The 14,183-nt window shown below is 47.2% G+C and carries 13 protein-coding genes and 2 tRNA genes; 5 read left to right on the top strand and 10 right to left on the bottom strand.

From position 1 onward, the window contains the following. Positions 1-153: 153 nt before the first annotated feature. The 3 genes from K4A83_RS04905 to menA are packed head-to-tail and all read right to left on the bottom strand — an operon-like array spanning position 154 to position 4,409. On the bottom strand, positions 154-1,935 hold the full coding sequence (locus K4A83_RS04905) for an ABC transporter substrate-binding protein (protein WP_407809832.1): 1,782 nt from the start codon (positions 1,933-1,935) through the stop codon (positions 154-156). 37 nt (positions 1,936-1,972) lie between these two features. Then, positions 1,973-3,496, bottom strand: a complete 1,524-nt coding sequence (cobA, locus tag K4A83_RS04900) for a uroporphyrinogen-III C-methyltransferase (protein WP_265263317.1) — start codon at positions 3,494-3,496, stop codon at positions 1,973-1,975. Between the two features lie 13 nt (positions 3,497-3,509). Continuing rightward, the gene (menA, locus tag K4A83_RS04895; protein ID WP_265263316.1) at positions 3,510-4,409 is read right to left on the bottom strand and encodes a 2-carboxy-1,4-naphthoquinone phytyltransferase; all 900 of its coding nucleotides are present in this window, start codon (positions 4,407-4,409) and stop codon (positions 3,510-3,512) included. Between the two features lie 219 nt (positions 4,410-4,628). Between menA and K4A83_RS04890 the strand changes: the two genes are divergently transcribed. Then, entirely contained in the window at positions 4,629-6,056 is a 1,428-nt protein-coding gene (locus tag K4A83_RS04890) for an isochorismate synthase (RefSeq protein WP_265263315.1), read from the top strand. A 167-nt stretch (positions 6,057-6,223) separates the two neighbouring features. On the opposite strand, the gene K4A83_RS04885 is transcribed toward K4A83_RS04890, so the two are convergent. Beyond that, positions 6,224-7,054: an MOSC domain-containing protein gene (locus tag K4A83_RS04885; RefSeq protein ID WP_265263314.1), complete on the bottom strand. Its 831-nt coding sequence runs from the start codon at positions 7,052-7,054 to the stop codon at positions 6,224-6,226. Positions 7,055-7,090: 36 nt separating this feature from the next. Next, positions 7,091-7,486 carry a glycine cleavage system protein GcvH gene (gene gcvH / locus K4A83_RS04880; protein WP_265263313.1) on the bottom strand — a complete coding sequence of 132 codons (396 nt, stop codon included), beginning with the start codon at positions 7,484-7,486 and terminating at the stop codon, positions 7,091-7,093. An 88-nt stretch (positions 7,487-7,574) separates the two neighbouring features. Here gcvH and K4A83_RS04875 point away from each other — a divergent pair, with 88 nt between their 5' ends. Both K4A83_RS04875 and K4A83_RS04870 read left to right on the top strand, forming a co-directional pair. Beyond that, the gene (locus tag K4A83_RS04875; protein WP_265263312.1) at positions 7,575-7,940 is read left to right on the top strand and encodes a DUF1818 family protein; all 366 of its coding nucleotides are present in this window, start codon (positions 7,575-7,577) and stop codon (positions 7,938-7,940) included. A gap of 54 nt (positions 7,941-7,994) precedes the next feature. Next, a tRNA-Pro gene (locus K4A83_RS04870) sits at positions 7,995-8,068 on the top strand. A gap of 296 nt (positions 8,069-8,364) precedes the next feature. Here K4A83_RS04870 and K4A83_RS04865 read toward each other — a convergent pair. After that, positions 8,365-8,451: transfer RNA gene (locus K4A83_RS04865), tRNA-Ser, on the bottom strand. Between the two features lie 121 nt (positions 8,452-8,572). Here K4A83_RS04865 and sppA point away from each other — a divergent pair. After that, positions 8,573-9,400 carry a signal peptide peptidase SppA gene (gene sppA, locus K4A83_RS04860; protein WP_265263311.1) on the top strand — a complete coding sequence of 276 codons (828 nt, stop codon included), beginning with the start codon at positions 8,573-8,575 and terminating at the stop codon, positions 9,398-9,400. A gap of 39 nt (positions 9,401-9,439) precedes the next feature. Next, entirely contained in the window at positions 9,440-9,853 is a 414-nt protein-coding gene (gene aroH / locus K4A83_RS04855) for a chorismate mutase (protein ID WP_265263310.1), read from the top strand. Here aroH and urtE read toward each other — a convergent pair. The 4 genes from urtE to urtB form a co-directional block, all read right to left on the bottom strand. Beyond that, a complete protein-coding gene (gene urtE / locus K4A83_RS04850) occupies positions 9,832-10,584 on the bottom strand; it encodes an urea ABC transporter ATP-binding subunit UrtE (protein ID WP_265263309.1) in 753 nt (250 codons plus the stop codon). The genes aroH and urtE overlap by 22 nt on opposite strands. Positions 10,585-10,659: 75 nt before the next feature. Further along, positions 10,660-11,760, bottom strand: coding sequence for an urea ABC transporter ATP-binding protein UrtD (gene urtD / locus K4A83_RS04845; protein WP_265263308.1), 1,101 nt, complete (start codon positions 11,758-11,760; stop codon positions 10,660-10,662). 1 nt (position 11,761) lies between these two features. Further along, positions 11,762-12,943, bottom strand: coding sequence for an urea ABC transporter permease subunit UrtC (gene urtC, locus K4A83_RS04840; RefSeq protein WP_265263307.1), 1,182 nt, complete (start codon positions 12,941-12,943; stop codon positions 11,762-11,764). A 43-nt stretch (positions 12,944-12,986) separates the two neighbouring features. Beyond that, complete coding sequence (urtB, locus tag K4A83_RS04835; protein ID WP_265263306.1) at positions 12,987-14,153, bottom strand: urea ABC transporter permease subunit UrtB; 1,167 nt, start codon at positions 14,151-14,153, stop codon at positions 12,987-12,989. Positions 14,154-14,183 lie beyond the last annotated feature (30 nt).

Genomic DNA, 14,183 nt, shown 5'->3' with positions numbered 1-14,183 from the left:
AGCAGGGGAGCGGGGGAGCAGGGGGGCAGGGGAGAGGGGAATTGATAATTGATAATTGACAATTGACAATTGATAATTATTACCTATTACCTATTCCCTATTACCTATTACCTATTACCTATTCCCTATTACCTATTACCTATTCCCTATTCCCTATTCACTAGCAATGGTTAAATTGGGGAGATCCCAGAATGCACCACCGAGGGCGGAGAATTCGATGCCTTGAATGCGATCGCGCACAGCACTTAAAGATAAGGGATTCACCAAGTAAATAAAGGGTAAATACTCGTTGGCAATTTGCTGACTTTCTACATAAATCGCCTTCCGTCGGTCAAAATCCAATTCTCTCGCCCCAGCAATATATAAATCAGCAATACGGTGTTCCCAGTCGGCCACTTGCCAGCCTTCAATCGGTTCTCGTCCCGCTTGGGGTTTTTGGTTAAACATATGTAAGTTTCCTTCAGGAAACCACACATTCGCCCCATCGTTGGGTTCATTGCCCCCGGTTAATCCTAACAGGCAACATTCCCACTCTAAGGAGTTACTGAGACGATCCACCAAGACATTAAACGCTAAGGGAGCGTAATCAATTTGCATCCCAATTTGTTCTAAATCTTGCTTAATTTGAGAAGCCATTGCTTCCCGGATTTTGTTTCCGGCATTAGTCATCAAAGACCAGCGCACTAAATTACCCTGATCATCCAATAACTGCCCAGCCCCATTATATTGAAACCCGGCTTCTAATAACAATTCTTTCGCCTTTTCTGGGTTATAGTCGTACCCTATTAAGCTGTCATCGTGGAAGGGAGATTGAATAGAAATCGGAGAGTTTTGTTTTCTGCCTAAGCCACGATATAGGTTATTAATCATCCGTTGACGGTCAATAGCATAGGCGACGGCTTGACGGAATTTGACATTATTAAACCACCGGGAACGGATGGGATCAACTAGGGGTCTACCGTTCCGAGTACCTTGGTTTAAATTAAAGGTAATAAAGCTTGTCCCGTAAGCGGGGCCGCCGTTATGAATGGTAAATTGTCCTCGCTCTTCCTCCCGTTTTAATAGGGAATAAAAGTCCGGGGCAACACTGATGGAGTCTAAGCTACCGGAGCGAAATTGGAGGAATGATGTATCGGTGGATTCAACAATTTGCCAGACCACTCGTTCAATAAAGGGTTTCTGTTCTCCCGTGGGGGTTTTATCCCAATAAAAGGGATTTTTTTCAAAAGTAACGCGCTGACTGGTGGTGTAATTTCTGAGGACATAGGGACCATTAAAAACAATCTCCTCGGGGGGGGTATCAATGCCCCATTTAGACATAAATAAGGGTCGGCCACTGGAATCTTTTTGTTCGACAGATTCTCGTAGGGCGTGGGCGGGTAAGATGGGGAGTCCAGTGTTGGCGAGGAAGGGGGCAAAGGGTTCAACGACGGAAAATCTAACTCGTCGTTCGTCTACTTTTTCCACTTCGGGCAGGACTTGATTTTGTCCAACTCTTAAGCTATCTCTGGCGTTGGAGGGGATGTCTTCGTTGAGGTAAAGTTGATTGTAAGTAAAGACAACATCATCTACGGTTAAAGGTTCGCCATCGGACCATTTTAAGTTTTCTTTGAGGGTGAAAGTTAAACTTAATTGATCGTCGGAATAGTCCCACGATTCGGCTAAAACGGGTTCAATTTCTCCGGTGATGGGGTTTTCTGTTACTAACCCCTCATAGGTTAAGCCAAAGATGTTGGGGGATTCTGCGGAGAGGACAGCGTTAAAGGTTTTGGGATCACTTAAGATGCTTAACACCAGTTGGGGAACTTGGGCAGCTTGGGAGACAAGGAGGGAACGACAACCGGAGAGGATGCCGGAAAAGGCGATCGCTCCCAAGAGTACAATCACCCAAAACCGTCGCCATTTGCCCATTGTGCGGAAAGTTAGAACAGCCATCATATCAACAGTCAGTGGGTCAATTCTATTCAAGGTATCACGGTTTTTCGGGATTCGCCCAGTTCACTAAAGCCTCGGTGAGTCCTTCTAGGGTGAATTCTGCCGCTTCGACATCGACACGCTGGAAAAGTTCTCGGCAAGTCTGGGAAGTTTGGGGACCAATAGAGGCCAGACAGAGGTTTTCCAGTAAGTGGGGGATCTTCTCAGACCCTACTGCTTCGCTTAACAGTTGTTCAAAGTAGCGCACGGTTTTAGAACTGGCGAAGGTGATCACGTCAATTTTCCCCTGTTGTAGGGCGACTAGGGCGGTGGGGTCAATGGCGGCAGGACAGCCGGACTCATAGGCCGCTACTTCGGTAATGTCGGCCCCTTGGTGGCTTAATTCTTCCACTAATACCGTCCTCCCCCCGGTTTCTACGCGGGGAAACAGGATTTTTTGACCGGGGAGAGATGCGGGGAAATGTTCAATCAGGGCATCGGCGACGAAGTTGGGGGGGATAAAATCCGGTTGTAGTCCCCGTTGTTGTAGGAATTTGGCGGTTTTCTTGCCCACTACGGCAATTTTTACCCCAGCAAGGTGACGGATATCTTGGTTGAGGGCAGCCAGACGATTAAAAAAGAACTCTACTCCGTTGGCGGAGGTGAGGATGAGCCAGTCATATTGGGGCAGTTGCGCGATCGCCTGATCCAATCCCTCCCAACTACTCGGCGGCCTAATCTCTAAGGTCGGCATCTCTATCACCCTTGCCCCTTGGTCTTCCAAGAGGGTGGTAAAGGTGCTGGCCTGGTCTGCGGCCCGGGTGACTAAGATCATTTTTCCCGCTAAGGGGGACGACTGGGGGGATTGAAAGGTATTCTGTAAGCTCACAACTTCGCCCACGACGATAATACAAGGGGACAGGGCAACCCCTGCCGTTTTTTCTACAATATCAGCTAAGGTTCCCACCCAGGTTTGTTGGTCAGGGCTTCCGGCATTTTGAATAATGGCGACGGGATGGCTCGGGAATTTGCCCTGATTTTGCAGGTGTTCCACAATCTGGGGCAGATTACGACCGCCCATAAGCAATACAAGTGTATCTATTTGGGCGAGGGCTTGCCAGTTGAGGGTAGCTGGGGCGTGGGCGCTGAGGACGGCAAAACAACCGCTTAAATATTTGTCCGTCAGGGGAATTCCCGCTAAAGCGGGGGCGGCGAGGGCGGAGGAGAGGCCGGGGACAATTTCAAAGGCACAATGGGCTTCTTGTAGGGCTTCCACTTCTTCCCGGGCCCGGCCAAAAATCAGGGGATCTCCACTTTTGAGGCGAATCACTCGTTTCCCCTGTTGACAGTATTTCACTAAGAGTTGATTAATTTGCCCTTGAGGGGTGCTAGGTTTGCCCCCCCGTTTGCCTACGTCGATGATCTCACAGTGGGGGGGAACGTACTGTAACAGGTCATCCTCGACGAGGGCATCATAAATGAGGACTTCTGCCTGTTGTAGGAGGTTTAGGGCTTGTTGGGTGAGGGTGCCTCGGTCTTGGACTCCGGCCCCGAGTAAGTACACTTTTCCAGAGGATCTCATGATTCATCAGGGGCTAGAGAATTAAGCCTAAACTTAAGCATAGACCAGTCCAGAAGTGGAGTTTGACGGCAATAAATTTACAGTTGCGCACCTTGTCCGGTTGATTGTGGTATTGCCCCACATGATTCACTAATTCGTAGGCTACAGGCACTGTGAGGAACAGGAGAAGAGTCCAAGGGGAAAAGTAGCCGCATAGGATGAACAGGGGCGTAAGGATGTATAAACTCACCGTAGAGACAGCGAGGACTGTGGAGCCTTTGGCGGTGCCGAGACGGACAATGGGGGAACGCTTCCCGGCGGCTAAGTCGTCTTCGACTTGGTGGAAATGGGAACAAAACAGGATAATGGCGGTGCTAATCCCCACGAAGAGGGAAGCACCCCAGAGGGTAGGGGAGGGGGGGGAGGCTTGGGAGTAACAGACGGCGAGGAAGGTCAGGGGGCCGAAGGTGATTAAACAGATCAACTCTCCTAATCCTTGGTATCCTAAACGGAAGGGGGGGCCTTGGTAGGTATAGCCTAATGCACAGGCGAGGGCGATCGCACCGAGGACACGCCAATCTTGTTGGAAATAGGCGATCGCACCAATCCCCCCAATCCCCACCAGCAAACAAGCATTACTGAGCCAAAAAACTAGGGCTTTGTTCCCGGTTAAATTCACCACAGAATGGGCTTTATTTTGATCAATTCCTGTCTCTGAATCAAAAACATCATTACTCAAATTAATCCAAGCAATCACCGCAATTGCTGAGACTAAAAATAGCCCAAATGTAAACCCATTGATCTGACCTGTTGCTCCATAAACTGCCGCCGTTGCCACAGAAATCGGCGTAATTGCAACGGTGTACATCGGGGGCTTAATAGCAGCCCACCACAGTTCACGACGAGATTCTGGGGAAAAATTTGTCGTAGTCATGGGACAGAAAACACCTTTGTTCGATACTATGAATAAAAAACTTCCTCAGTCGAATCATGCTGCTCTGACTGAGAACCAGAGAGTGCATCCTGAGCCACTGCCAACGGACAGCAACTGCCAACGGACAGCAACTACGACCGGAAAATATCCTGCCTAGACATCTCATTTCTGTCAAGACAATTTTAATAAAAATATAAAAAAATTCACGTTTTTGCCCCCATGTCAGCCATTCCCTGTCTTGCCGATCTCACCCTAGAATCCCACGAACTGTACAAGTCCCTCTGGAATTGTCAACAACAAGCAATTCGTTTAAACTGCCCTCAAATTGTCAGTTTATCCCAGTCGATCGCCCCCCTTGATCCGTTACTCTTTTTACAGGAGTATTTACGCCCCCATCAACTCCATTTTTATTGGGAAAACGGTAAAAAACAGACAGCTATTGCTGCAATGGGGCAGGTTTTAGCGGTTCATTTTTCCGGTCAAAGACGTTTTGAGGAAGCTGATGCTTTTATTAGCCAACAACAGCAAACGATTCTCAAAATTACCACGGATTCCCAACCCATTAACCCGGCTAAATTCTTTGCAAATTTTACCTTTTTTGACCAAGCCATCCAGACTGAATCCTGTTTTTCCCCCGCGACGGTCTTTTTCCCCCAAGTACAAATTACGCGGCAGCAAAATCATTATAGCTTAGTTCTCAATTTCTCCATTCATCCTCAATCGAATTTAAACAAAGTTTTAGAAGAAATTTATCACTTTCAACAAAAAGTAGACCAAATTTGTCAAAAAAGTAATTACTGGAAAATCTCGGAAAATCTGCCTTACAATCCTCCATTAGAAACCGTTGCTAATTATCCGCAAAATTTCAAAACTTCTGTACAATCTGCGCTTAACCTCATTGCTCAAAATAAGCTACAGAAAATTGTATTAGCCCATAGTTTAGATGTAATCTCTCCTGTGCCGTTTCAGTTAATCCACTCTTTATATAACTTGCGGCAAAAACACCCAGATTGTTATATTTTTTCCACCAGCAACCAACAGGATCAATATTTCATCGGGGCGAGTCCTGAACGGTTAATGAGCTTGTGGCATGGTCAGTTAGAAACCGATGCGTTAGCCGGATCTGCTCCCCGAGGAAAAACCCCGGAACAAGATGTTCAATTTGCCCAAATGTTATTAAATAGTGAGAAAGAAAAACGGGAACATCAAGCGGTCAGTTGTTATATTTTACAGCAACTGAAAAAGCTAGGAATTACGGCTCAAAGTTCTCCTTTGCAGTTGTTAAAACTGGCTAACATTCAACATCTTTGGACTCCTATTCAAGCGACTGTTCCTAATCATCTCCATCCGCTTAAAATTTTAGCTCAACTCCATCCGACTCCGGCTGTGGCAGGTTTACCCAGCCAAACGGCTTGTCAACATATCCAAGACTATGAGCTTTTTAATCGGGAACTCTATGCAGCACCTTTAGGCTGGTTAGATATGGCGGGGAATAGTGAATTTATTGTGGGGATTCGTTCGGCTTTAATTACCGGAAATCAAGCCCGTTTGTATGGTGGGGCGGGAATTGTGGCAGGTTCTGATCCAGAGAAGGAATTAGCGGAGGTGCAGTTAAAGTTACAAACGATTTTAAATACTTTAATTTGAGTGAGTTGAGGATAATTGATAATTGCTCCCCTGCCCCCCTGCTCCCCTGCTCCCCGACTCCCGATTGGGCGCTAAAGCGCAACTACGAACCGGATTGGGCGCTAAAGCGCAACTACGAACCGGATTGGGCGCTAAAGCGCAACTACGAACCGGACTCCCGGACTTATTCAGCAAGTCCCAATTACTGTCACCGGATCTCCTACAGCAATTCGTCCTTCTGCGAGGGGAATTAAGTTCTGGCCAAACATAATCTGGCCGCCTTGATTGCGGAAGGTGTTGAGGGTTTTTAAGGGTTCTTTGAGGGGGTTTCTTTGCCCCGTTTGTTGATCGGTGGTGGTGACAAGGCAGCGACTACAAGGTTTAACGACGGCAAATCGGAGCGCGCCAATTTGTACGGTTTGCCAGTGATCCTCAAGGAAGGGATGATCACTGTGAATCACAATATTGGGGCGAAAACGCGCCATCGGCACTTGTTGGCTGGAGTTGCCATAGGTGGCCTCTAAACGGCGATTTAATTCGGCTAGGGATGCTGTATTGGTTAGGAGGAAGGGGTAGGCATCGGCAAAACTGACGGGCTGATCGGTGCGTCCGGTATAGTGGGGATCGGCGATGCGGAGGGGGTGGGGAGATTGGCGAAAAAGACGGACGGGGAAGGGAAGGGCGAGGGCTTGGGTTAACCATTGGGCAACGGTTTCCCCTTGATCAATGGCGGGGGTGCGATCGCGCCATACTTGAACCTCTTGGCTTGTTCCCTGATTCGTGGTCTGAACACTCAAGGGTGCGATCGCCTCACCGGAAAGGGTGATCCTCTCCCCGTCTATTGTCACCCCCAGGGTGGCCAGTTGGGGAAATTCCCGTTGGGTGAGGAACTGACCCTGCTCATTGGTAATCATGAACTCCCGATCCCACAAAAAACCCTTGCTCAAAACCTGAGCTTGCGTCAAGGCAATCCCTCGACAGGACTTAATGGGATAAATGGCTAGTTCACTCACCTGCATGGCGGTCAATCCTCACTGAATATCTTGGGAGGGGGTTTAATCTTCGCCTTCCACTTGGGTCCGGTACTCGTCGGCGGTTAGCACTTCGTCAATTTCTCCGTCAGGATCATCTAAACGGACTTTGACGAGCCAACCTTCTCCATAGGGATCGTCGGCGATCGCTTCGGGATTGTCAATCATGGCATCATTCCGTTCTATCACAGTCCCCGACACCGGAGCATTCAACTCTTCCACAGCCTTCACTGACTCCACGGTACCGAAACTCTTGCCTGCTTCAAGGGAGTCCCCAATTTCCGGTAATTCGAGAAACACAAGATCCCCCAGTTGATCAACGGCAAAGGCACTAATCCCAATTGTGGCGATTTCACCGTCAAGACGGACATATTCATGGGTATCGAGATACTTCAAGTCATCTGGATATTCAAGAGCCATAGTATTTTCCTGAAATTTACGATTTGGAGAGGACTGCGCCAATTTTAAAACTACTATAAAACGGAAATCTGACGAGGGGCGTAAAGTTTTGGCACGATTCTTAAAACAAGGTAACGGATGGCGTTTAGGTTGGGATGGTGAGGCTCCCCGCTACAAGGCAATGGTAGGGGGGGATAATTGGGCTTTTGAGCTAACGGAGGCGGAATATCAAGCCTTTTGTCGTTTAGTGGCACAACTAGCGGCTACTATGACCCAAATGGCCGAGGAGTTGATGGAGGAGGAACGGATTAGTTGTGAGGCCGAAAGCGAGGGGATTTGGGTAGGAGTGGAAGGGTTTCCCCTGGCCTATGATCTGCGTTTGATTGTGTCGGGCGATCGCCAATGTGAGGGCAATTGGTCCCCTGATGCTGTCCCCGCTATGGTTCAAGCCCTCTCTAGCCTACAAATTTTCTAAACCCCTTGCTATTTTTTAAAACATTGTGTTAGGATGACTAAGCTGAAAAGCAATCGGGGCGTAGCGCAGTTTGGTAGCGTACCACTTTGGGGTAGTGGGGGTCGTGGGTTCAAATCCCGCCGCTCCGATAACTCTAGAAGCCTAAATTTGTATAGGTTTCTAGGAGTAGCAGGCAAAAAATTAGGTTAGAATTCGCCTAAAATAATTCCCCTAAAATCCACTCAAATCAAGCCTATCTCTTGGGCGAAGCCTATCTCTTGGGCGATTTGGGTGGATATTTTGCTAATAATCTGTTAATGATTTAAATTTCTGTCTCGATCCAAGCTAGCTAAAGGGTTCAGCTTTTAGAAGAGGTGGTTTAAATGCCAACTAGCTTACTATTTTTGCTCAGATTATAGTCAACCATTAACGAAGGCAACAAGAACGGAGAGGGAGGGATTTGAACCCTCGAAGACGTTGCCGCCTTAACGGTTTTCGAGACCGTCGCATTCAACCACTCTGCCACCTCTCCAAGGTCGATATGGGTTCAATGAACTATTGTAGCGACTGGGGGGTATTTTTGGCTAGAGTGAGATCACCCCCTTCGCGAGTAAAATAGAACAGTAGGCTTTTACTGACTGGTGAACTTGTCCATGATCTGGCCCTTCAAACCGAATAAACGTAAGCAAATTGCCCGCCTTGAAATCACGGGTGCGATCGCCTCAGAAACCCGGAAAAGAGTCCTCAAAGCCCTTAAAACCGTTGAAGAGGAACATTATCCTGCCCTGTTATTACGCATTGACTCCCCCGGGGGTACCGTAGGAGACTCCCAAGAAATTTACGACGCACTGCAACGGATTCGCCATAAGGGAGTGAAAGTCATCGCCAGTTTCGGCAATATTTCGGCTTCGGGAGGGGTTTATATTGGCGTAGGGGCCGATCACATTGTGGCCAATCCAGGCACCATTACCGGGAGTATTGGGGTCATTATTCGGGGCAATAATTTAGAACGTCTGTTAGAGAAAGTAGGGGTATCCTTCAAAACCATTAAATCCGGCCCCTATAAGGACATTCTAGCCTTTGACCGGGAATCCACCCCCGAGGAAATGGACATCCTGCAACAGTTGATTGATACCAGTTATGAGCAGTTTGTAGAAACCGTTGCCCAAGGCCGCAATTTGCCCGTTGAGACAGTAAAAAGTTTTGCCGATGGTCGAATTTTTACGGGTCAGCAAGCTCTAGAATTGGGAGTGGTGGATCGTTTAGGAACGGAAGAGGATGCCCGTCGGTGGTTAGCGGATTTAGTAGACCTTGACCCGGAAAAAGCGAAATGTCGCACCATTGAGGAGAAAAAACCCGTCCTGATGCGTCTGTTGTCTGGTCGTAGTGTCTCCGGGCGATCGCGTCTTGCCACCTCTTTGGATTGGTTAGAGTTTGAACTCTCCACCCAAGGACAACCAATGTGGATCTACCGACCTTAACAAGTTACGGGAAATTTTGCAGCAGTGGAGGATGTAACAGTGGACTGGAAAGTGCGGGCAATTCGTGGGGCAACAACGGCCGTAGAGAATACAGTAGAGGCCATTCAGGTGGCTGTGAAGGAGTTAATGGATGAGATTGAGTATCGCAATCAACTAGACCCGGAAGAGATTATCAGCGCGGTGTTTACGGCCACTCCTGACCTAAATGCTATCTTTCCGGCCTCTGTTGCTCGCGATCGCCCCAATTGGGATAATGTCGCCCTCCTCGATGTCCAACAGATGTCCGTAGAAAACAGCCTAGAACGCTGTATTCGGGTGTTAATTCACGTTAACACCCCCCACCCCCAAGCCGCCATGATTCACGTCTATTTAGGGCAAGCGAAGAATCTGCGACCCGATTGGAATTTAGCCCAAATGAGTCCCTCGGGGTATCAAACCGATAAAAAGCGCTGAATCACTTCCTGACTCAAGTCTTTTGTCGCTCCCGAGGCTACAATGCCCCCTTTCTGCATGGCATAATACCGATCGGCTTGTCGCACAAAATGTAAATGTTGTTCCACTAATAAAACCGAGATTCCTGTAGCTTCAATAATCCCCCTCACAGCGGCCTCAATTTCCAAAATAATAGAGGGTTGAATCCCTTCTGTGGGTTCATCTAAAACCAGTAATTGCGGTTTCCCCATCAAAGCGCGGGCAATGGCTAATTGTTGCTGTTGTCCGCCGCTTAAGTCCCCTCCCATGCGGTGTAACATGGTTTTTAACACTGGGAACAGATCAAAAATTTCCTCGGGAATTGTATCATTTCCCTTTCGACCTTGAGGACGCGCTTCTAATCCTAATAACAAATTCTCACGCACTGTTACACGGGGAATAATTTCTCGACCTTGGGGAACATATCCAATCCCCATTCTCGCTCGTTGGTGAGGACTTTTCCGCGTGATGATTTCATTCCTAAACCTAATTTGGCCTTCCCGAGGAGAAAGCAATCCCATCACGGTTTTTAACAGGGTGGTTTTTCCCACCCCATTCCGGCCAATTAAACAAACCATCTGACCTTGACCTACGGTTAAATCTACATTGCGCAAAATGTGACTTTCTCCGTAATAAACATTGAGGCCAGAAATACCCAATAGCGGAGGGTTTAATACTTGGGGAGTAGGGGAATGATCTTGAACTTGAGTCATTTTAAATCACTTTTTCTAAAGTATATTTGTAGGTTGGGTGCAGCGACAGCGCAACCCAACAAAACAGTTCCCAAATTAAAACGCTTCTTCTGCATTGGGGACTACATCCTCTTTCGTCAGTTGTTGCACCAGAGTTTGATAAATTTTGCACTCACTGGATTCCATGCCACGGGAGGTTAAAATATCCTGACTGAGTTGTAAAACTTGCTCTTTTTGACCAGGATGTTGGAGTTGCGCGATCGCATAATCCCATTCAATCTCCTCAGATAGATACAACTGTAAGGTTTCCTCCACTAAAGTAGGGTCTTGACCTCCCGCAAATTTTGCCGCAACTTCTGATATAATCTGCCGTTTATCATCAATTTCAAATAACCCGTCACTATCAATAAATAGAGCAATAATTTGCAAAACAGTCATCTGTTCCGGTGTTAATTCCGGCGATTTGCCTAAATACACCTCAATGACATTAGGATTAGTTTGCACTTCATCCATCATCCCTTCAAACAACACAGAACCTTGATGGAGAACCGTCACTTGTCGGGCAATTTGCCGCACAAATTCCATATCATGTTCAATCACGATAATAGAGTGACTTTCAGCGAGTGCTAATAATAACGCGCCGACATTTTCCGTTTCTTCATCAGTTAATCCAGCTACCGGTTCATCAACTAATAATAAATCAGGAGATTGTGCCACTAACATCCCAATTTCTAACCGTTGTTTTTCCCCATGAGATAACAAACTAGCTGATAAATCGGCTTTAGCGGTTAACCCAATCGTTTCTAATAAGCCCACGACATGGCGTTTTTCTGTGCTGGGAATGGTCTTAAATAGGGTGCTTAATAGGTTTTTATTGCGGTTACAAGCAAGGTCTAAATTTTGCCGGACTGTTAGATTTAAATAGACGCGAGGGGTTTGGAATTTTCGTCCAATCCCTAAACGGGCAACTTCATGTTCTGAAAGTCCGGTAATTTTACGACCTTTAAAATAAACTTGTCCAGTAGTCGGTTGAACTTTGCCTGTGATGACATCTTGCAGGGTAGTTTTTCCGGCACCGTTGGGACCGATAATAACTCGTAATTCGCCTTTTTTGAGGGACAAGTTGAGGTTATTAATGGCTTTGAATCCATCAAAACTAACGGTTAAGTCTTCAATTTTTAAGATGGTTTCTGTCATATCACTGATTACCGTCCTCACCTACTTCTTGACGTTCTTTCTGCACTTCTGGATCTTGTTCTAAACTAGGATAAGTCACCACAGGTGCTGACATTCCTAATAAAGCGCGAACTTTGCCCCATTGCCAACTTCTCAACCAGCCTAAAATGCCATCAGGTAAGACTGTCACAACAATTAAGAATAATGCCCCTTGGAAGAAAAGCCAAACCTCAGCAAATTGTTCACTTAAAAAGGTGCGGGCATAGTTTACTAATAACGCGCCTAAAATTGCCCCGACTAAGGTTCCCCGTCCTCCCACCGCAACCCAGATCACCATTTCGATAGAAAAGGCCACATCCATCGCGCTGGGGGTGATAATACCCGATTGAACGGTGAATAATGCCCCGGATATCCCGGCAATGCCGCCAGAAATAGCAAATACTAATACTTTAAAAGCGGTGGGATCATAACCGGAAAAGCGCACTCGATTTTCATCGTCTCGAATGGCAATGAGTAACCGTCCAAAACGTCCACTGGTTAGCCATCTTGTGAGGACATAGAGTAATATTAAAATGAGAATAGTGGCAGTATAAAAGGCAAATTGGGCAGGCTGAGAACTGACAACAACGCCGAATAATTGGTTTGTGTCTGTTTTTAAGCCGTTTGTGCCGTTAATTAGCTTTTGTTGCCCATTGAAAAAGTTAAAAAAGACAATGAGGGCAGCTTGAGTAAGGATGGAAAAGTAAACCCCTTTGATGCGATTGCGAAAGACCAAATAGCCTAAAAATCCTGCCACTAAACTGGGGATCAGAATGAGGGCTAAGAGGGTAAAGGGGAAGGAGTAAAAGGGTTGCCAAAATAAAGGAAGTTCGGTAACACCGTAGAGGGGGAAAAAGTCGGGGATTTGACCGGGAGGGAGTTGGAGTTGCAGGTGCATGGCGATCGCATATCCCCCCAAGGCAAAAAAGATGCCATGTCCGAGGCTTAACAGCCCCGTGTAGCCCCAAATCAGGTCAATGCCGAGGGCAACTATGGCCAAGGACAAAAACCGCCCTAGGAGGCGTAAACGAAAGGGTGTGAGCAACAGTGGCATCACCCCAATCAGGAAAATGGCGATCGCAACAATGGCAATTCCTTCGAGCAAAAACTGCCGTTTTCTCTCTCGTTTCAGACTCTGGCTTCTGCTTAAAATATCTACTGTCATTGTATTTGGACGGAACAGGAACAATTGAGAATTGATAATTTATTTAAAGTTCGGCTGTCCGACCTTTGGGGGCAAAAATTCCCGCAGGTTTGAACTGGAGGAAGGCAATAATCAGGGCGAAAACCATCACCTTTGCCATGCTTGTGGTCGCAAAGAAGAGGAAAAACTCCGTAACAGGTTTTAAGGCATCAATGGGGAGGAGTAGGGCGGCAATCGTGCCTGAACCGATTAAATAGGTGACAATCCCAATGGCCATCGCGGCAATAATCGTTCCAAAGAGATTGCCCACTCCCCCAACTACCACCACCATAAAAGCATCTACAATGTAGTTCTGTCCGGTGTTTGGCCCGACCGAACCCAATAAGGCGATCGCCACCCCGGCCACACCCGCTAAACCAGAACCCAAGGCAAAGGTTAAAGCATCCACCCGATCCGTCGGAATTCCAAGACAGGCGCTCATATTGCGGTTTTGGGTGACAGCGCGAATCCGTAGACCCCAGTTAGACCGATTGAGGAACCAATAAATCCCCACCACACAGATCAGGGTTAAAACAATAATGAAAATGCGGGCGTAGGGGAGTTGAAAATTGCCCAAAGGAATCCCACCTCGTAACCAAGGGGGAGCGGTAACATCCACGTTTCTGGCACTAAACCAAAGGGTGCTAAAGGTGGGGTTACTGTCTAATACCTTGTGGGTGAAAAAGGCGATCGCACCCGATAAAATCCCCACCCCCCATAACACCCGATTGCGTAACTCAGACCAATCCCGACGCAACCGACTCAAAATTACCCAAGCACCAAAAAACAACAGGCAAAAGACCCCTAAACTCAACGCCAACGACCCATTTACACTTCGTACAAATTGGCGCAAAATCAGACTCACCCCCCAAGTGGCCAGCAGAGTTTCGAGCGGTCTTCCGTAGAGAAAACGAATCACCCCCCGTTCCAAAGCTAACCCCACCAAGGCCGCCACCAAAAAAGCCATCGGTAACGCGGCAAAAATATAAAAACTAAAAACAGGCTCTCCCAAAGGTCTAAAGGTATTTTGCACCACAAAAGTGGTATAGGCTCCGAGCATCATTAACTCCCCATGAGCCAAATTAATCACCCCCATCAGACCAAACACAATGGCTAGACCGAGAGCAACCACCAACAAAACCGACCCAATACTGAGGCCATTAAATAAACCTTGTATGAGTTGTAAAACCATGCAAAAAATCTCAAAACAACCAACAACCAG

Origin of the sequence: Spirulina subsalsa FACHB-351, from assembly GCF_026130165.1 — a bacterium.
GTDB lineage: Bacteria > Cyanobacteriota > Cyanobacteriia > Cyanobacteriales > Spirulinaceae > Spirulina_A > Spirulina_A subsalsa_A.
The sequence above is the reverse complement of the archived record's forward strand: the minus strand, read 5'-3'. Positions and strand labels throughout refer to the sequence as shown.

Coding starts and splice junctions, on each gene's coding strand:
- K4A83_RS04905 (WP_407809832.1), bottom strand. CDS start 1,935: ATGGCTGTTCTAACTTTCCGCACAATGGGCAAATGGCGACGGTTTTGG.
- cobA (WP_265263317.1), bottom strand. CDS start 3,496: ATGAGATCCTCTGGAAAAGTGTACTTACTCGGGGCCGGAGTCCAAGAC.
- menA (WP_265263316.1), bottom strand. CDS start 4,409: ATGACTACGACAAATTTTTCCCCAGAATCTCGTCGTGAACTGTGGTGG.
- K4A83_RS04890 (WP_265263315.1), top strand. CDS start 4,629: ATGTCAGCCATTCCCTGTCTTGCCGATCTCACCCTAGAATCCCACGAA.
- K4A83_RS04885 (WP_265263314.1), bottom strand. CDS start 7,054: ATGCAGGTGAGTGAACTAGCCATTTATCCCATTAAGTCCTGTCGAGGG.
- gcvH (WP_265263313.1), bottom strand. CDS start 7,486: ATGGCTCTTGAATATCCAGATGACTTGAAGTATCTCGATACCCATGAA.
- sppA (WP_265263311.1), top strand. CDS start 8,573: ATGATCTGGCCCTTCAAACCGAATAAACGTAAGCAAATTGCCCGCCTT.
- urtE (WP_265263309.1), bottom strand. CDS start 10,584: ATGACTCAAGTTCAAGATCATTCCCCTACTCCCCAAGTATTAAACCCT.
- urtD (WP_265263308.1), bottom strand. CDS start 11,760: ATGACAGAAACCATCTTAAAAATTGAAGACTTAACCGTTAGTTTTGAT.
- urtC (WP_265263307.1), bottom strand. CDS start 12,943: ATGACAGTAGATATTTTAAGCAGAAGCCAGAGTCTGAAACGAGAGAGA.
- urtB (WP_265263306.1), bottom strand. CDS start 14,153: ATGGTTTTACAACTCATACAAGGTTTATTTAATGGCCTCAGTATTGGG.